The organism is Paraburkholderia sp. J11-2, from assembly GCF_905220185.1.
Taxonomy (GTDB): Bacteria; Pseudomonadota; Gammaproteobacteria; order Burkholderiales; family Burkholderiaceae; genus Paraburkholderia.
The window spans coordinates 193182-209579 of sequence record NZ_CAJMYY010000005.1 but is presented as its reverse complement, the minus strand read 5'-3'; the positions used below and the strand labels follow the sequence as shown (position 1 = coordinate 209579).

Annotated in this window: 16 protein-coding genes; 7 read left to right on the top strand and 9 right to left on the bottom strand. The window is 61.3% G+C overall.

Annotation, left to right across the window (positions count from 1 at the left end):
- Nucleotides 1–47: 47 nt before the first annotated feature.
- Together U5A57_RS09440 and U5A57_RS09435 are read right to left on the bottom strand one after the other, a co-directional pair.
- Nucleotides 48–2324 (bottom strand): FdhF/YdeP family oxidoreductase, encoded by a 2277-nt coding sequence (locus U5A57_RS09440; protein WP_321910178.1) that lies wholly within the window; start codon nucleotides 2322–2324, stop codon nucleotides 48–50.
- A gap of 312 nt (nucleotides 2325–2636) precedes the next feature.
- Nucleotides 2637–3551, bottom strand: coding sequence for a molybdopterin-dependent oxidoreductase (locus U5A57_RS09435; RefSeq protein ID WP_321910176.1), 915 nt, complete (start codon nucleotides 3549–3551; stop codon nucleotides 2637–2639).
- Between the two features lie 88 nt (nucleotides 3552–3639).
- On the opposite strand from U5A57_RS09435, the gene U5A57_RS09430 reads away from it, so the two are divergent.
- The 3 genes from U5A57_RS09430 to U5A57_RS09420 all read left to right on the top strand — a co-directional run bounded on the left by U5A57_RS09430 (nucleotide 3640) and on the right by U5A57_RS09420 (nucleotide 6568).
- Nucleotides 3640–5064, top strand: a complete 1425-nt coding sequence (locus U5A57_RS09430) for a PLP-dependent aminotransferase family protein (RefSeq protein WP_321910174.1) — start codon at nucleotides 3640–3642, stop codon at nucleotides 5062–5064.
- Between the two features lie 450 nt (nucleotides 5065–5514).
- Complete coding sequence (locus tag U5A57_RS09425; RefSeq protein ID WP_321910173.1) at nucleotides 5515–6156, top strand: MarC family protein; 642 nt, start codon at nucleotides 5515–5517, stop codon at nucleotides 6154–6156.
- 37 nt (nucleotides 6157–6193) lie between these two features.
- Nucleotides 6194–6568: a TraR/DksA family transcriptional regulator gene (locus tag U5A57_RS09420; RefSeq protein WP_321910171.1), complete on the top strand. Its 375-nt coding sequence runs from the start codon at nucleotides 6194–6196 to the stop codon at nucleotides 6566–6568.
- Between the two features lie 36 nt (nucleotides 6569–6604).
- On the opposite strand, the gene U5A57_RS09415 is transcribed toward U5A57_RS09420, so the two are convergent.
- Nucleotides 6605–7159: a phosphoglycerate mutase family protein gene (locus U5A57_RS09415; RefSeq protein WP_321910169.1), complete on the bottom strand. Its 555-nt coding sequence runs from the start codon at nucleotides 7157–7159 to the stop codon at nucleotides 6605–6607.
- A 158-nt stretch (nucleotides 7160–7317) separates the two neighbouring features.
- Nucleotides 7318–8208 carry a LysR family transcriptional regulator gene (locus U5A57_RS09410; RefSeq protein WP_321910168.1) on the bottom strand — a complete coding sequence of 297 codons (891 nt, stop codon included), beginning with the start codon at nucleotides 8206–8208 and terminating at the stop codon, nucleotides 7318–7320.
- A 77-nt stretch (nucleotides 8209–8285) separates the two neighbouring features.
- On the opposite strand from U5A57_RS09410, the gene U5A57_RS09405 reads away from it, so the two are divergent.
- Entirely contained in the window at nucleotides 8286–9587 is a 1302-nt protein-coding gene (locus U5A57_RS09405; protein ID WP_321910166.1) for an aspartate aminotransferase family protein, read from the top strand.
- An 18-nt stretch (nucleotides 9588–9605) separates the two neighbouring features.
- On the opposite strand, the gene U5A57_RS09400 is transcribed toward U5A57_RS09405, so the two are convergent.
- On the bottom strand, nucleotides 9606–10064 hold the full coding sequence (locus tag U5A57_RS09400; protein WP_321910164.1) for an Lrp/AsnC family transcriptional regulator: 459 nt from the start codon (nucleotides 10062–10064) through the stop codon (nucleotides 9606–9608).
- A 114-nt stretch (nucleotides 10065–10178) separates the two neighbouring features.
- On the opposite strand from U5A57_RS09400, the gene U5A57_RS09395 reads away from it, so the two are divergent.
- Nucleotides 10179–10820, top strand: coding sequence for a LysE family translocator (locus U5A57_RS09395; RefSeq protein ID WP_321910162.1), 642 nt, complete (start codon nucleotides 10179–10181; stop codon nucleotides 10818–10820).
- 7 nt (nucleotides 10821–10827) lie between these two features.
- Here the strand turns inward: U5A57_RS09395 and U5A57_RS09390 are convergent, their stop codons facing one another.
- From U5A57_RS09390 to U5A57_RS09375, 4 genes are all read right to left on the bottom strand, one after another.
- Entirely contained in the window at nucleotides 10828–11490 is a 663-nt protein-coding gene (locus U5A57_RS09390) for a gamma-glutamylcyclotransferase (RefSeq protein WP_321910160.1), read from the bottom strand.
- Nucleotides 11491–11639: 149 nt separating this feature from the next.
- The gene (locus U5A57_RS09385) at nucleotides 11640–12335 is read right to left on the bottom strand and encodes a hypothetical protein (protein ID WP_321910158.1); all 696 of its coding nucleotides are present in this window, start codon (nucleotides 12333–12335) and stop codon (nucleotides 11640–11642) included.
- Complete coding sequence (locus U5A57_RS09380) at nucleotides 12332–12946, bottom strand: hypothetical protein (RefSeq protein WP_321910156.1); 615 nt, start codon at nucleotides 12944–12946, stop codon at nucleotides 12332–12334. The genes U5A57_RS09385 and U5A57_RS09380 overlap by 4 nt, the downstream gene beginning before the upstream one ends.
- Entirely contained in the window at nucleotides 12943–13491 is a 549-nt protein-coding gene (locus U5A57_RS09375) for a PAAR domain-containing protein (RefSeq protein ID WP_321910154.1), read from the bottom strand. Before U5A57_RS09375 ends, U5A57_RS09380 begins: the two co-directional genes overlap by 4 nt.
- A gap of 363 nt (nucleotides 13492–13854) precedes the next feature.
- Between U5A57_RS09375 and araD the strand changes: the two genes are divergently transcribed.
- Both araD and U5A57_RS09365 read left to right on the top strand, forming a co-directional pair.
- Complete coding sequence (gene araD, locus U5A57_RS09370; RefSeq protein WP_415765434.1) at nucleotides 13855–15603, top strand: L-arabinonate dehydratase; 1749 nt, start codon at nucleotides 13855–13857, stop codon at nucleotides 15601–15603.
- A gap of 27 nt (nucleotides 15604–15630) precedes the next feature.
- Nucleotides 15631–16380 (top strand): ribonuclease activity regulator RraA, encoded by a 750-nt coding sequence (locus U5A57_RS09365; RefSeq protein WP_321910150.1) that lies wholly within the window; start codon nucleotides 15631–15633, stop codon nucleotides 16378–16380.
- The last annotated feature ends 18 nt before the right edge of the window (nucleotides 16381–16398 follow it).

Here is a 16398-nt window from a genome sequence, read left to right as displayed (position 1 = left end):
GGCAGGGAAGGCGGGGCGCCCGCCCGGACTACCGGAACTGAATAAGACTAGGTTCCCGCCGCGCGCACCACGCGCACGGGCACAGACTTATAGGAGGGCGTTCCACTCTCCTTGTCGATATAGTCAAGCGGAACAAGCACGTTGGCTTCCGGGTAATAAGCCGCTACGGAACCGCGCGCGATGCTATACACGATGGCGGTGATGTTCTTCAGCCGTAGCGTGCGACCCGACGTGACCGTTTCGATATCGACAAGATCGCCGTGCTCGATGCCGTACGCGGCCATGTCGTCGCCGTTCATGAAGAGCACGTCGCGCCGGCCAAACACGCCGCGATAGCGGTCATCCATCGCGTAAATTGTCGTGTTGTACTGATCATGGCTGCGAATCGTGATCAGGCGCAGCACGTTCTGGGCCCCCAACACGTCGGCATCTTCCTTCACGCCTCCATAAACGGAGAATTCGGCCTTGCCCGATGGCGTGTGCCACTGGCGTTCGGTTGGCGGAAGCGGCAAGCGGAATCCGCCCGGAACGCGAATGCGTCGGTTGAAGTCCTCGAAGCCGGGCACGGTCTGCTCGATCAGATCGCGGATCTTGTCGTAGTCGGCGATAAGCTCCATCCACGCCACTTTCGTATTGGGCATCGTGGCGCGCGCCATGCCTGCAACGATAGCGGGTTCGGAGCGAAGCTGGTCGGAAGCGGGGGTGAGCTTGCCGGCCGAAGCGTGCACCATGGACATCGAATCTTCCACCGTGATGGATTGGCGTCCGCTGCTCTGCATATCGAGTTCCGTACGACCGAGGCACGGAAACACATACGTCTCTTTCGAAACGAGCAGGTGCGTACGATTGAGCTTTGTGCCGATGTGGACGCCCAGGTCGAGCGCGGCCATCGCGGGGAACGACTGCTCGGAGTCGGGCAGCGCAACCGCGAAATTGCCTCCCAGGCACAGGAGCGCCTTGGCCTTGCCATCGATCATCGCTTGCATGGCTTGCACCGCGTCGTGACCGTGTCCGTCGGGCGGTGTGAATCCGCAGGCATTTTCGATGAGCTTGAGGAACGCTTTCGACGGCTTCTCGGTGATCCCAACGGTGCGGTTGCCTTGCACATTCGAATGCCCGCGCAGCGGACAAATGCCGGCGCCGGGCTTGCCGAAATTGCCGCGCAGCAACAGCAGATCCGCAATCAGGCGCACGTTGGCCGTGCCTTTATTGTGCTGGGTGACGCCCATGCCGTACGTGACGATCGTCGCGTTCGATTTCGCATAGGCGATCGCCACATGCTCGAGGTCGGGGCGCGTGAGGCCGCTGGCCTTCTCGATGTCTTCCCATGAGGTTGCTTCGAGATCCGCGGCGAAAGCGTCGAAGCCTTCGGTATGCTGCGCAATGAACGCCTTGTCGAGTACGCCGCCTTGCTCCGCCTCCATTTGCAGCAAGACCTTCATGACGCCCTTGAGCGCGGCCGCGTCACCGCCGGCGTCCAGCTGGAAGTAGGTGGACGCGATGCGGGTCGAACCGAACGTCGCCATTTCAATCATGCTTTGCGGATCGGCAAAACGCTCGAGTGCTCGCTCGCGCAATGGATTGAAGACGATGATGGGCACGTTGCGTCGCGAAGCTTCGTGCAAGGTGCCCATCATGCGCGGATGGTTCGTGCCCGGGTTGTGGCCGATGGAAATGATCAGCTCGGTCGAATCGAAATCTTCGAGCGAGACCGTTCCTTTTCCGATTCCGATCGATTGCGGCAGGCCAACGCTGGTCGGCTCGTGACACATGTTCGAGCAATCGGGGAAATTGTTTGTTCCGTACTCGCGCGCGAAAAGCTGATACAAAAACGCAGCCTCGTTGGACGCGCGCCCGGACGTATAGAACTCAACCTGATCCGGTGAGAGCGAGCGCAGGATTTCGCCGATGCGCGCGAAGGCGTCTTCCCAATCGACGGCGCGAAACGTGTCGCTTGCGCGGTCATAGACGAGCGGATGGGTGAGCCGTCCCATGTCTTCGAGCTCATAGTCCGTTTTCTGCAGCAGCGAGGTGACGGTGTTCGCAGCGAAGAATTCCGGTGTCACCCGTTTCGTCGTGGCTTCCCAGGTCACAGCCTTCGCACCGTTCTCGCAGAACTGGAAGGTGGAACGGTGCTCCTTGTCGGGCCATGCGCAGCCGGGGCAGTCGAAGCCATCGGGTTGATTGGTCCGCATCAGCGTGATGGGCGCCTCGATGCTTTCCATTTGATCGTGAATCGCCTGCGCGGTTGCTTTGAGTGCGCCCCATCCACCAGCCGGGCCAGTGTAGGGATGAACGCCGGGCACATCACGTAGTTTCGTCATGGGAAACTCCATTGGGTTTTCTACGCATGCAGCGCAAGGCCGGAGCAACGCCGCACCAGGATCGCACGGGTCTGAGGATTGTTGTCTGGCGTGTCACGGTTGATTTTAGGCAATCCCGAATTCGGAACAAGAATTAAATCTTCAAGTTCGAATTTTTATTTTCCCGTTATGTATATTTGAATATCTCGATCTTCGATCTTCAGCACGCACATTCGCGTGAGGGCTGTTGAAGCGAAGAGCGAATTGGCGTGCAAATTCTCTACTTCATTCTAGGGACGCAGCGTGTTGCCGTGAACTGTCGGCGAGCCGATATTAGCTATCGGATATGCAACCCTTAATGTTCGAATAAGCCGGGCAGCATGAACGTAAGGTAGGGGCTATTCGGGGCAGCGGCGAGCAGATGAAACACACCTTGCTGCTGCTCGTGTTTTTCCTGCCGGTGTTGCCGCGCATCATCAGCAGGTTGTGAAGCAGGTGTACGGTCTGCACCGCATGCGTGTGCTGCGTGATGTCCATGCACCAGGTCGCAACAACGCGTTTGCCGTGTGCGTAGATACGCGCGAAGCCTTCGATGTCCTCGCGCGCCATGCCCGACTCCACTTCGAGAAGCGGCCAGTTCTCCTCGCGGAGCTCCTCTGCGAAGTCGCTGAAGCCGAGCGTATGCTGCTTGATGAAGTCGATATCGATCATGCGCTCGGTGCCGTTCGCGAGCGCTTCGTCGTCGAGTTCAATGAGCCGTTTGGCGACTGCTTTGACGAGTGCGAAGTCGCCGCCGGGTTTTGTCCGGATCAACATCGACGCGATTCGGGTGCTGCCGAACGCCATTGTTTTGACACTATGCTGCGGGCTTGCGAAGTGTTCGAGGTCGCGCTCATGCAGCGCATTCACCGAAACGATGACCGCGCCGCGTCGCGACGCCTCGCGCAACGCGCCGAGCATGCGCGGATGATTGGCTGCGGGATTGTGCCCAAAGATGATGAGGGTGTCGGCGACCTCGAAGTCGACCGGCGCGAACACGTCGTCCCAGGCAATCTGCGCGTAGCGGCTAGTGACCGCGTCCCAGCCGGCGGAGGGGGCGTGATACGCCTCGATATTTCCCTTTGGCCTCGCCTTGTCCATTACGCTTCGCTCCATGGGTAGCACGCGTTTCCCCAGGGCGTGCCCATAAGGGGTGTGCTGCATCTCGTCATGTTCAAGGGTAAGAGCTATGGACCTCCCCCATGACATACAGAATCCACATGCAATTTAGAGTACAGTTTCGCGCACCGCAGTACACTGCATCAACTGTGCTGTGAGCGGCTACCGGGGAGAGACAGTGAAGCTCTATGAAAAGCTCGCGGACGACATCGAGACACTGATTCGCAAGGGCGTCTACCGGCCGGGGGACCGCGTGCCGTCGGTGCGCCAGGCCAGCCAGCAGCACCGCATCAGCATTACTACCGTCATTCGCGCGTATTTGCTGCTGGAAAGCCGCGGTGTGCTGGAGAGCCGCCCGCAGTCCGGTTATTTCGTGAGCGTGCGAGCGGGCGCTGGCAGCGTGCGCTCGGATGAATTGCGCACGAGCCGGCCGATTGCCGTGTCGGCAACGGTGGACGTGAGCCGCCTCGTGCTGTCTACCTTGCGCTCCATTGGTACCGACGACGCCGTGCCGCTCGGTTCGCCGTATCCCGACCCCCAGCTGTTTCCTTACGAAAAGCTCAACCGCTACGCGGCGGCCGCGGGACGCAGGAAGTCGCTGTGGGGCGTGACCAACGCGCTGCCGCCGGGCACCCCGGAGCTGGTCCGCCAGATCGCCCGGCGTTACCTCGAGAATGGCATGGCCGTAGACCCCAACGAGATCATCGTGACGGTGGGCGCGACGGAGGCGATCAATCTGTGTTTGCAGGCAGTCGCCAAACCGGGGGACGTGATCGCCGTGGAGTCGCCCACGTTCTACGCCATGCTGCACGCTATCGAGCGCTCGGGCATGAAGGCGATCGAAGTCGCGACGCACCCCGAGTACGGCATCGAAGTCGAAGCGCTTGCGAAAATCATCGAATCAGGGCCGATTGCCGCTTGCATGGTGATGCCGAATTTTCAGAATCCACTCGGGTTCCAGATGCCCGATGAGCGCAAGCGCGAACTTGTCGACCTGCTCGAGAAGGCTGAGATTCCGGTAATTGAAAACGGCGTTTATAACGAACTGTATTTCGGCGACTCGCATCCCACCACACTCAAATCGTATGACAAGAAGGGCATGGTGCTGCACTGTGGTTCATTCTCGAAGAGTCTGACCGCGGCGTATCGTATCGGCTGGGCGTTGCCGGGACGTTATCGCGACGAGGTCGAAAAGCTGAAATTCCTGAATACGCTGACGACTTCGGTCATTCCACAACTGGCGATTGCCGAATACCTGGAGCGCGATGGCTACGAGCATCATCTGAGACGCATCCGCAAAAATTACGCACAGCAGTGCAATTTGATGAAGTCGACGGTCACGCGCTTCTTTCCGGCAGGCACGCGCACGTCGACTCCGATGGGTGGGTATGTGCTGTGGATCGAGTTGCCGGCGAAGGTGGATTCGATGACGCTCTACCAGCTTGCACTGGCGCGCGGCATCACGATTGGACCCGGTTATATGTTTTCCGTGTCGGACAGCTATCGCAACTTCATCCGGCTCAATTACAGCACGCCGTGGTCGCCGGAAATCGAACAGGCGGTCATCACGGTCGGCAGACTCGCGGCGTCGTGCGCGCGGTAGGCGAAAGGGGGCTAGCCGGATGTTCGTGTGCCGCTACTTCCTCATCATGGCCATAACGAGAAAGTGAAACGGCAGCGTGAGTAGAACGGTCGCACCGAAGCCGACGCACCAAAGAATGGCAATCCACTTGAGGTCGTGCAGAAATCGATGTCGTCGGTCGCTGGACTTGCGCGTCACGATTGACTCCCGTTGGTCATCCGAAGATCCATTATGGCACCGGCACGCAGGCGATCAATACGCATTGAACCCAGCATGCATTGGATTGTCAACGCCAAACGAGCGATGCAAAGTATCGGAAAATGCAGCGGGCGATTCTATCTCTGACGTGGCATAAACTGTGCGTGCCGTGAACGTCGCGGACATGGCGGCCAGGAATTCAAGCGTCTGCTGTACTCGTGAATTGGGACGCGTTGAGAATCGTAGGGCGGATGACGATCACGAGGTGACCTCATGGCCATCGACTTCGCGTTTTCAATGAAGGTCTTTTCGGCACTCTTTGCGATCATGAATCCGATCGCGAACATCCCGGTGTTCATTTCGTTGACTGAGGGACTGTCCGATGGAAAGCAGCGGGCGGTTGCGGCCACAACCTTTATCGGCGTGACGATTGGCTGTGTTATTTCCGTCACGCTCGGCGAGACGATTCTCAAGGTGTTCGGGGTCAGCATCGACGATTTCCGTCTCGCGGGCGGGTTGCTCGTATTGCTGATCGCGCTGGACATGGTACACGGGTCATCGAGCGCGCAGCACACGCCGCGGCAAGGCGAGCTAGGCGAAAGCGGCTATGATCAGGACGTGGCGGTGTTTCCGCTGACCACGCCGCTTCTTGTGGGCCCTGGCACGATCGCCACGTTAGTGGTGTTCGGCCACACCGCAGACGCCAACGGGAAGATTGCGAGCCTCGCTACGGGGCTGGTCGTGTTTCTCGCCTTGCTGGCTGCTGCATTGTTTTCCGCGCCATATCTCGGGCGCTTTTTGTCCGCCAAGGTGACAGCGATCACCAAGCGTTTGATGGGTATGATCCTTGCAGCCATCGCGGTCGAAATGATGGCCGTCAGTTTGACGGCGATATTCAAAGGTCTGCTCCACTAGCTCGCAGTGTCGTCGATGGGTCTTTGGGAGAATCAACATGACTGATCAGATATTGAGCGAAGCATTCATCGAGAGTCAGCGTCAGCGCTTGCTGGCGCTGCAGCGTGAGGTGCTCGGCGGCGAAGAAGGCACGATTGCGGCGGAGCGCGATCAGGAAGAGGCGTTTGGCGAGGAAGCAAGGGAAGCCGAGGACGATGCCCAGAGAATCGAACAGGACGTCGCCAATCAGGCCTTGCGCAACGTGAACGACCGGAGAATCGCCGACATCCAGCGCGCGCTTGAGAAGATCGCAGAAGGCACCTATGGATATTCCGACAAAAGCGGCGATCCTATTCCCATTGAACGTCTGAAGATATTGCCCGAGGCAATCTTTACGGTGCAGGAGCAAAGCGAGCGTGATGCTAGCCGGTGACTGTGCTCGTTTTTGATCGAGACCAGAACATAAGGCCTAGCGGATTGGCGCGTTGGAATCGCCAGCGAGTAGCGATTGCGGGAGCTGTGAAAACGACCAGCCTTCCCCTGCGCGATCGAATATCCAGACCATGTCGAAACGCTCGTCCGGCCACGTTGCCGGGACCGTGGGCACGCGAGGTATGTGTCCAATGAGCGAGGGCAGCACTTTGTGCTCCCACGCTATCAACACGACGCCCGGTCGAGAGAGTACGTCTGTCATGAGCGCTCGGCCGTCGTCTTTCAGGTAGGTGTTGACGTAATCGACCTGCGATGTTTCGCGCAGCAGCGACACAAGGGGCGCCACCGTCTGCATCGAGCGTTTGCTCTTGCTGGAAGGACCGGCCCCCGCTGCGAATACGGTAGCTGGCTTGAGTTGCGTTGCATGCGTTGTCTCGTTCGGGCAGAAGAATCGCGCCAAAGCGCCGGCTCGCTGCCAGCCGCGCACGCAGAGACTTTCCGCGTCGGGTTTGCCATCCGCCTCGATCCCGATGCCTTCATCGGATGCGGGCTTCTCGGCGTGCCGGATAAACATGATTCTATTGGGTCGCATGTTGCCTCCGGGGTGCGGTTGAAACACGGCATACGATGTTATTACGAATTCAATATCGACCCGCTCACGTCACGAAAGCACGAAAGCAATCGACGCGACGTGGTTGCGCCTGCCTGGCAGACCGCGGCAGTGCGCGCGCCCTGTTCGCGGCAGCGTGCTCACAACATCGGCAGCGTGAGTCGAATGTGCTCCGCAAACGCCGCCGTGAGCAGCGAGGGCCGCTTGCGCCCGAACTTTATCGTGATCCCGACGGCCGGCAAGGGCGGCAGCGCCGGGTCGCCATTGAGAATGGCCAGATCCGGCGGAACGGCGGTTTGCGTCATGACGGCGAAGGCCTGGCCCGAACGCACGAGCGCGGTAAGCCCGGCGAGGCTGCTGCTCGCATACGCGACCCGGTAGGCTCTGCCCGCGCGCTCCAATGCCTCGCAGGCCGCGATGTGGTCGAGCGTATCGGGATCGGAGAGCGCGAGCGGCAGCGGGTCGAAGTGGGCGGCGTCGAGTTCGGGCGAGCCGATCCAGACCAGTTGCTCGCGGCGAATGATCTCGTCGTCCGTGCCGCTGGCATTCAAAGGCAGCGACACCATCGCGAGGTCGACCGCTCGCTTGTCGAGTTGTTCGAGCAGCCGCGGCGTGGGCACGCACACGACTTCCACGAGCGCATGGGGATGCTGGCTCGAAAACTGTCGCAGCAAAGAGGGGAGGAACACGGCCGCATAGTCGTCCGGGCAACCGAAGCGGATGCTCCCCGACAGGCCCGTGCCGCACAGGTCGGCCATCGCCTCGTCGTGCAGGCGCAGGATGCGCTGGGCGTGGACCAGCAGCCGCTCGCCGGGGCTCGTCAGCGCGACGCCGCGCCCGGTGCGCTGAAACAGCGGCTGATCGACGATCTCCTCGAGCCGCTTGATCTGCTGGCTCAGCGCCGACTGCGTGCGGCCCACGCGTTCGGCCGCGCGGCTTAGCGAACGCACCTCGGCAATGACCGCGAACGAGCGCAGCAAATCGATTTCGAGCGGGCGGCTCACGATATTAGCCTCTCTTCTAGCTTGCATAAGAACTATTCGATTCTATAAAACCAGAGCGCCGACTAGACTGCAAGAAAAACCTGCCACCCGAAAAGGAGAAGCCTGTGTCCAGGAACGACGACGAACAGTTTTGGCGCAACGCGCGGCAGCATCTGATCCGCTATGGCGGCACGTTCGAGCCGATGATCATCGAGCGCGCCCAGGGCAGCTTCGTCTACGACGCGGACGACCGCCCGATACTCGATTTCACCTCGGGGCAGATGAGCGCGGTGCTCGGCCACAGCCACCCCGAGATCGTTTCGGTCATCAACGAATATGCGGGCAAGCTGGACCACCTGTTCAGCGGCATGCTCTCGCGGCCCGTGGTCGAGCTGGCGACGCGCTTAGCCGATATCACGCCCGCCGGGCTCGACCGGGCGCTGCTGCTGAGCACCGGCGCGGAGTCGAACGAGGCCGCCATCCGCATGGCGAAACTCGTCACCGGCAAGTTCGAAATCGTGGGCTTTGCGCAGTCGTGGCACGGCATGACCGGCGGCGCGGCTTCGGCCACCTATAGCGCAGGCCGCAAGGGCGTAGGTCCCGCAGCGGTGGGCTCGTACGCGATTCCCGCGCCGTTCATGTACCGGCCGCGCTTCGAGCGCAACGGGCAATACGACTACCTCGCGGAACTCGACTACGCGTTCGATCTCATCGACCGCCAGTCGAGTGGCAATCTCGCGGCCTTCATTGCGGAGCCGATCCTGAGTTCGGGCGGCATCATCGAATTGCCGCCGGGCTATATGGCGGCGCTCAAGCGCAAGTGCGAAGAGCGCGGCATGCTGCTGATCCTGGACGAGGCGCAAACAGGCGTTGGCCGCACCGGCACGATGTTCGCGTGCGAGCACGACGGTGTGACGCCCGACATTCTCACGCTCTCCAAGACGCTGGGCGCGGGCTTGCCGCTGGCGGCGGTGGTGACGTCCGCGCAGATCGAAGAAGCGGCGCACGAACGCGGCTTTCTGTTCTACACGACCCATGTGTCCGATCCGCTTCCCGCCGCGGTCGGCCTGCGGGTGCTGGACGTGGTGGAGCGCGACGGACTCGTTGCGCGCGCAAACATCATGGGCGACCGGCTCAGGCGCGGACTGCTGGACCTGATGGAGCGCTTCGACTGCATCGGCGACATTCGCGGGCGCGGCCTGCTGCTGGGTCTCGAGATCGTCAAGGACCGCCGCACGAAGGAACCCGCAGACGGTCTTGGCGCGAAGATCACGCGCGAATGCATGAAGCTTGGGCTTAGCATGAATATCGTGCAGTTGCCCGGTATGGGCGGCGTGTTCCGCATTGCGCCGCCGCTGACCGTAAGCGAGCAGGAGATCGATCTCGGCGTGGAACTGCTGGGCCAAGCAATCGCGCGTTCGCTTTGAGCCCTTGGGTCGTCGCGGCTAGGCCTTGCCGCGCGACCCGTTTTGAGGCGGCGTGAGCGCACGCGCGGCGAGCGGCGTGGACATGACGATGGACGTGCGCGTCTCGCCGTAAAGGTTGATCCGCTGGATCAGTCGCTCCAGATCAGCCACGCTCGTTGCCACGAGGCGAATGACGTAGGAGTCCGCTCCCGTGACGTGATGGCATTCGAGCACCTCGGCAATCGTGCTGAGCAGCTTGAGAAACTTCGTTTTCGCGGACTGCGGCACCGTAATGCCGATCAGGGCGCAGAGGGGATAGCCAGCGGCGGCCGGATTCACGCGCGCCGTATAGCCTTCGATCACACCGGCATCTTCGAGACGTCGCACGCGTTCCGTGACCGCCGGCACCGAGAGATGCACGCGGCGAGCCAGCTCCGTATAGGTCATGCGCCCGCTCTCCTGCAGCAGCGCCAGTATTTTCCAGTCCAGATCGTCCATCTTGGCGAAATGTTTAAGGTGAGATGCCCATTTTCCCTTAAATCCCCGCTTCTGCGGATAATCTTCGCGGTCTACGATAGTCCCTCACAGAACATGAATTGCGGAGAGAGGGACATGTTGTTCGTTAAAGCGGTGGCGTTGGGTTTTTGCATCGCCGCACCGGTCGGGGCCATCGGCATGCTGTGCATCCAGCGCAGCCTGAGCCGGGGTTTCCGCTCCGGCTTTGCCACTGGCATGGGTGCTGCGTGCGCGGACGCGTGTTACGGCTTGCTCGGCGCGCTCGGCGTGGCGGGTATCGTCGCGGCGCTGCCGATGCTGACCGTGGGCTTGAAGGCGGCTGGCGGGGCATTTCTGGTATGGATGGCGTGGACGATCGCGCGCGAGGCGCCTCGTGCGCCGGCCGCCGTCCAGGAGGGCTTGCGCACGCCTGTTACGCGTGACTTCTTCACGACGTTTGCGCTCACGCTCTCGAATCCCCTGACGATTTTTTCGTTCATCGCCGCTTTTGCGGCGCTCGGACCATTGCCGGCCATGCCGGGCGAACATGGCGTGCCGGGATGGCTTTCGGTGGCGCCCATGGTGACGGGTGTGTTCGCGGGCTCGGCCGTGTGGTGGCTGTTCCTGAGCGGCGTGACCTCCGCGTTGCGAACCAAGCTGCCGCTCGCGTTCACGCGGGGCATCTCCATTTTTTCCGCCGTTGCGATCGCCGCGTTTGGCGTCGTTCAGTTGGTCACGGGACTCGCGCGGCTCGCTTAGCGCGTAGTCAGGGCGTCAATTCGATCCGTTCGAGCGCCTGCGCCACCTCCTCGACGTAGGCGTCGGTCAACGCACAATCGGCGAGCGCTTGCCTGAGCTGGAACACATATTCCGCGTTGGAGCCGAGCGGTCCCTGCGCCTGGGCGATCAGGCGGGCCACCGTCGCGGGGCTCGAATCGGCCTCGTATTGCCGCGGGCAATCACTTGCCACGAAGGCGAGAGCGTGGCGCGTTTCGCCCGTGGCGAGTGTCACGGTGGTCCAGGCCGGCGTATAGGCGCCGGTCAGCATCTCGCGGGTCCAGAGGATATGCAGTTCTTCTTCGAGCGTCGCGGCGTCGAGGCGCAGCGCGAGGCCTTGCGTGGCGCCCCCTGGCTCCAGCGCGAGCATGCGGCCCGGCCGCTGCGGCGTGCCGCGGCCGCCGAAAAGGCGAATGCAAAAGCTCCGGCGCCAGCCGTGCAGCGTGGCGCTCGCGCGCCGGTCGAAGCGCGAGAGCGGATTCCACATGAGCGAACCGTAGCCGAACACCCAGATCTCTTTGCCAGCGGGGCGCTTCGCCATCGTTTCGGCGAGCGACTGGTCGATTTGGGTCTGCGTCCAGAGAATTTCCGGCGGAAGATGGCTGAAACTCTCGAGAAACGCACCGGAGCGGATGGCGTCTCTGTTTAGCATGGCGTCGGCATGATCGTGAAATCTATGAGAGGCAGTATGCGGGCGCTGTTAGTCTGGATAAAGTGGTTCGAACGCGATGCTGTGTTCATCGGGAGGCGACAATCGCTGCGGCAATTGGTCATCCGCTTGTCCTGGCGCGGCGAGATCGGCTATTCCTGTCGATAGAAGGTGAACGGGTTCTCTGGCGTAACGAAGCGCAGATTGATCTTCTTGCTTGTCGGGGCAAATCGCCCGCGCTCGAATGCAAAGTACGAGATTTGCAAACCTGTTCGTGCATCCTGCGTCGCATTCCACACATAACTATTCTGCGGGAAGACCACTTGGCCGTTGTGCGTTGCCAGCACGGCCCGGCATGACGAAAGAAGGCCAGGCAAATGAAGAAACACTGGCTGATGGCCAAACGGGTTCATCAGAAGGAATATCTGTTGACGGCGATTGGCTTCGCCGGACCCGCTACCGTGCCCCTCCAGACACAGAAGCGGCGAACGATTGTCCAGACCTTTCGCAATGAAAACTTCGGCGGTGCCGGGGTAGATGTCGCCCGTGTGTTCGTTTGGAAATGTTATGGCCTGGGCAAACCTGTACGTTTTCTTATTGATTGATATGTGCCCCGAAGCAACCTGAATTCTCGCGGGTCTCCCGTTGATGGTTGCCCGTATCTCCGCATAGATGCCATTTTCGCCGAAGTTGGAATATACATTCCTCCTGTCTTGTTTGAGCGGGGTTTTGAAAATGGCGCCTGGTTGGTCGGCATAAAAAGCGTCATAGTCGTCGTAAATTTTCTCTGCATATGCGTATGTCGATATGCAAGAGGAGACGGCCAGGAGGATTGTGAAGCGCTTCATCGATACGATTTTCCACCCGTTGCCTGCAGGTAGTCAGGATCGTGAATCCAGAAAATCGTGCTTCCGTGGGCTGCGGTTGAAATCCATACCGAATCGTACCGGCCACGCTCGGCGCCATCGACGACCTGGCCAGTCTTTCTGTTTCGCACTCGCCAATACGCAATGACAGACCGGCGTTTTTCCGGCACGTCGAATAGGTTGTGGGACGGATCTGTCCATTTGAATCCGTCGCGGACTTTGGGGTGGCTGGAATACCTGGTTTTGAAATCCAGCCCATCCCACCAGAACGCACCATTTGAAGGGTCCACGCCGCTGTTCGCTATTGCCTTGCGTGCAGAGTCAATCGCCAGTTGCATGCCTGGATTGAACGCTATCTCCGCGTCTGATGTTCGCATGAGCTTATTGAAACGCTCGTTGGAACCGTCCCACGCGTATGCATAGTTTGGATCCGCACTGCGCAATTCGGTCACAGTCTTGTTGCCCCACGCACGACACCTGTTAGCAACTGCAAAAGCGATGCCGCCGATTTCCTGAGCGTCGTTTGCCGTTGAAGCTTCGCCGTAAGCAATGGCTGCGAGCAGACGCACGTTTTTGTCGATCGTGTCGCTCATCTGACGTCCCCCTTGCGCCATGCAATGAACGTTAGATTGGGATAGTCGGCTTTAGAAACGATTGCCGTTCTCCCGGTGACAAGCGATTGACTATTGACCAGCGAAACACCGTTGCTTAACAGCGTATAGGTCATTCCTTCAATTGGAGCGCCGCTTACCGCGTCAACGATTTCAAAGTAGTGTTCCAGTTCGTCGTGCCCGGCCGGGGATGCGCGGGTCATCGAATGGCCGGCACCTGTTGCCCTTTCCAGTTCATCCGACTCGAACACATGCCAGGCGCTGTTCTGCGAAGCAAGGAGCACCGGTGGCGGATCGCATCTGCAGAGGCAGAGATCGCCTTCCAGGGCCTGCTGCTTGCCCATCATCGTTGCCTTGCGATGCGGGCCGTTCCAGCCAATCACGCCTTCCGAATTGCACTCGGGACACCAGATCTTCGCGCCGATGAAAGTGAGCGGCGTGCCGTGATGCAGGCAACTATCGACGCCTTCGAGCACAACGCCACCCGCCGTCGTCTTGTCTCCGAGCTTTAGCAGGGCTCGTCTCATTTCGACTCCCCTGCGCGGCATTCCCGCTTACCTGACATTTTCCTATCCTCACGAAGTCGATAAAAAACGCCCGTCTAGCGATATGGCTGGTGCGCAATGGCGGGATAAAATTATCTTGTGTGAGATATCGTCAGGTAGACCGGCCGGCGGTGGTATCGGATATGTCCGAAAAAGGGGCGGCAACCGACATGCAGCGCAGCACGACAGACGTACTGCGTGCATCACGCTCCGTATTTCCCCCAGGATCCGATCGCGAATGATAACGCTACCATCTGGAACACCTCACCAGCGGCCCTATCGAACCCGCCCGCCCTCGGCGGTTTTTTTATTCGCCGAAATGGTAGCGTTATCATGGAGAACACCTTGTCCCCAGTCCGCAAGAAGCCCGAAGACCTGCGCAGCTACCGCTGGTACGGCGTCAACGACCTCCGCTCGTTCGGCCACCGCTCGCGCACCGCGCAGATGGGCTATCACGCGTCCGATTACATGGGCAAGCCCGTGATCGCCGTGGTGAACACGTGGAGCGAGATCAACTCGTGCCATACGCACTTCAAGCAACGCGTGGAGGAGGTGAAGCGCGGCATCTGGCAGGCGGGCGGCTTTCCGGTCGAGATGCCCGTGATGACGTTGGCGGAGCCGTTCCAGAAGCCCACCACCATGCTTTACCGCAACTTCCTCGCCATGGAGACGGAGGAACTGCTCAAGTCGTACCCGTTCGATGGCTGCGTGCTCATGGGCGGCTGCGACAAGACCACGCCGGGTCTCCTGATGGGCGCGATCAGCATGGATCTGCCCGCGATCTATCTGCCCGCCGGGCCGATGCTGCGCGGCAACTGGAATGGCCGCACGCTCGGCAGCGGCTCGGACACATGGAAGTACTGGGCGGAGTTGCGCGCGGGCAAGATCACCGAAGACGAGTGGAAGGGCATCGAGAGCGGCATCGCGCGCTCGCCGGGCCACTGCATGACGATGGGCACGGCCTCGACGATGACGAGCGCCACCGAAGCGCTAGGCCTCACGCTGCCTGGTTTTTCGTCGATTCCCGCGGCGGACTCGCGTCACGCGCAGTACGCGTCGCTCACGGGGCAGCGCATTGTCGAGATGGTGTGGGCCGACCAGAAGCCCTCGGACATCCTCACCGCGAAGGCGTTCGACAATGCCGTGACCACCGTGCTCGCGATGTCGGGCTCGACCAACGCGATCGTGCACCTCGTGGCCGTGGCCCGCCGCGCGGGCATCGATCTGACCACGGCGCGCTTCGACGAACTCGCGCGCGTGACGCCCGTGCTCGGCAATATCCGCCCGGCCGGCCAGTATCTGATGGAGGACTTCTATTACGCAGGCGGCCTGCGTGCGCTGCTCGTGGAACTCGGCGACCTGATCGACGGCACGCAGATGACCGTGAGCGGCAAAACGCTCGGCGAAAACATCGCGGGCGCGGAAATCTTCAACGACGACGTGATCCGCACGCGCCGCAACCCGCTCGTCGCGCGCGACGGCCTTGCCGTGCTCACGGGCAATCTCGCGCCGGACGGCGCGGTCATCAAGCCCGCGGCGATGGAGGCGCATCTGCTCAGGCATCGCGGCCCCGCCGTCGTGTTTCGCGACTACAACGACATGGCGGCACGTATCGACAGCGACGACCTCGACGTCACCGCCGACTCCGTGATCGTGCTGCAGCACGCGGGCCCCGTAGGTGCGCCCGGCATGCCCGAATGGGGCCAACTGCCGATTCCGCAAAAGCTGCTCAAACAAGGCGTGCGCGACATGCTGCGCATTTCCGACGCGCGCATGAGCGGCACGAGCTACGGCGCGTGCGTGCTGCACGTGGCGCCTGAATCGTTCGTGGGCGGGCCGCTCGCGCTCGTCAAAGACGGCGACATCATCGAGCTCGACGTCGAGGCGCGCCGCCTGCATCTGCAGGTGAGCGACGCGGAACTGGCCGCGCGCAAAGCGGCGTGGACGGCGCCGAAGCGTCCGTTCGAGCGCGGCTTCGGCGTGATGCATCAGCTGCACGTGACGCAGGCGAACAAGGGCTGCGATTTCGATTTCCTCGAAACGCCAGCCGCCACGCCGTGCGAAGCCCACGGCACCGAGCCTGAAATTCACTAATCTCCACCATCGAAGACATCACCGATCATGACCGCACCGAACTCTGCAACGAACCCGCCAGTCAGCGAAGCCGCGCTCGAACAACTGCGTCACGTGAGCACCGCCACGCTCACGACCCAACTCTTCAAGCGAGGCCTGCGCAATGTGTTTTTGCAGGGCGTGGCGCCGCTCGTGAAGCCCGAACCGGGCACGCCGAATCTCGTCGGTCCTGCATTCACGCTGCGCAATATTCCGGCGCGCGAGGACCTCGACCACGTGGGCGTGTTTCAGAACCCGGATCATCCGCAGCGCAAGGCCGTGGAAACGGCGCCTGCGGGTAGCGTGCTCGTGCAGGACTGCCGTGGAGACCGCACCGTGGCGTCGGTGGGCTCGATTCTCGCGTTGCGTCTCGCGAAGCGCGGCGTGGCGGGCATGGTCTCGGACGGCCCTGTGCGCGACAGCGGCACGATCGCGGCGCTCGGTTTGCCTCTGTGGTGCGCGGGGGCGAGCGCACCGCTGAATCTCGCGAAACATCATGCCGTGGACATGAACGTGCCGATCGCGTGTGGCGGTGTGGCGGTTTATCCGGGCGATATCGTCGTGGCCGATGCCGATGGCGTCGTGATCGTGCCGCACGAAATGGCCGAGGAAGTGGCGCGCGACGCCACCGAACAGGAGCGGCTCGAAGCGTTCATCACCGAGCGCATCGAGTCGGGTCTCGCACTGCGCGGCACCTATCCGCCGAACGAGGAAACGCTGGCGGCATATCGCGCATGGTGCGAGCAGCAGGCAAAATAGGCCGCCTGAAGTAAGCAG

Bases quoted from the DNA above. Each gene is read 5' to 3' on its own strand.
- U5A57_RS09440 (WP_321910178.1), bottom strand. From the start codon at position 2,324: ATGACGAAACTACGTGATGTGCCCGGCGTTCATCCCTACACTGGCCCG.
- U5A57_RS09435 (WP_321910176.1), bottom strand. From the start codon at position 3,551: ATGTCATGGGGGAGGTCCATAGCTCTTACCCTTGAACATGACGAGATG.
- U5A57_RS09425 (WP_321910173.1), top strand. From the start codon at position 5,515: ATGGCCATCGACTTCGCGTTTTCAATGAAGGTCTTTTCGGCACTCTTT.
- U5A57_RS09420 (WP_321910171.1), top strand. From the start codon at position 6,194: ATGACTGATCAGATATTGAGCGAAGCATTCATCGAGAGTCAGCGTCAG.
- U5A57_RS09415 (WP_321910169.1), bottom strand. From the start codon at position 7,159: ATGCGACCCAATAGAATCATGTTTATCCGGCACGCCGAGAAGCCCGCA.
- U5A57_RS09410 (WP_321910168.1), bottom strand. From the start codon at position 8,208: ATGCAAGCTAGAAGAGAGGCTAATATCGTGAGCCGCCCGCTCGAAATC.
- U5A57_RS09400 (WP_321910164.1), bottom strand. From the start codon at position 10,064: ATGGACGATCTGGACTGGAAAATACTGGCGCTGCTGCAGGAGAGCGGG.
- U5A57_RS09395 (WP_321910162.1), top strand. From the start codon at position 10,179: ATGTTGTTCGTTAAAGCGGTGGCGTTGGGTTTTTGCATCGCCGCACCG.
- U5A57_RS09390 (WP_321910160.1), bottom strand. From the start codon at position 11,490: ATGCTAAACAGAGACGCCATCCGCTCCGGTGCGTTTCTCGAGAGTTTC.
- U5A57_RS09385 (WP_321910158.1), bottom strand. From the start codon at position 12,335: ATGAAGCGCTTCACAATCCTCCTGGCCGTCTCCTCTTGCATATCGACA.
- U5A57_RS09380 (WP_321910156.1), bottom strand. From the start codon at position 12,946: ATGAGCGACACGATCGACAAAAACGTGCGTCTGCTCGCAGCCATTGCT.
- U5A57_RS09375 (WP_321910154.1), bottom strand. From the start codon at position 13,491: ATGAGACGAGCCCTGCTAAAGCTCGGAGACAAGACGACGGCGGGTGGC.
- U5A57_RS09365 (WP_321910150.1), top strand. From the start codon at position 15,631: ATGACCGCACCGAACTCTGCAACGAACCCGCCAGTCAGCGAAGCCGCG.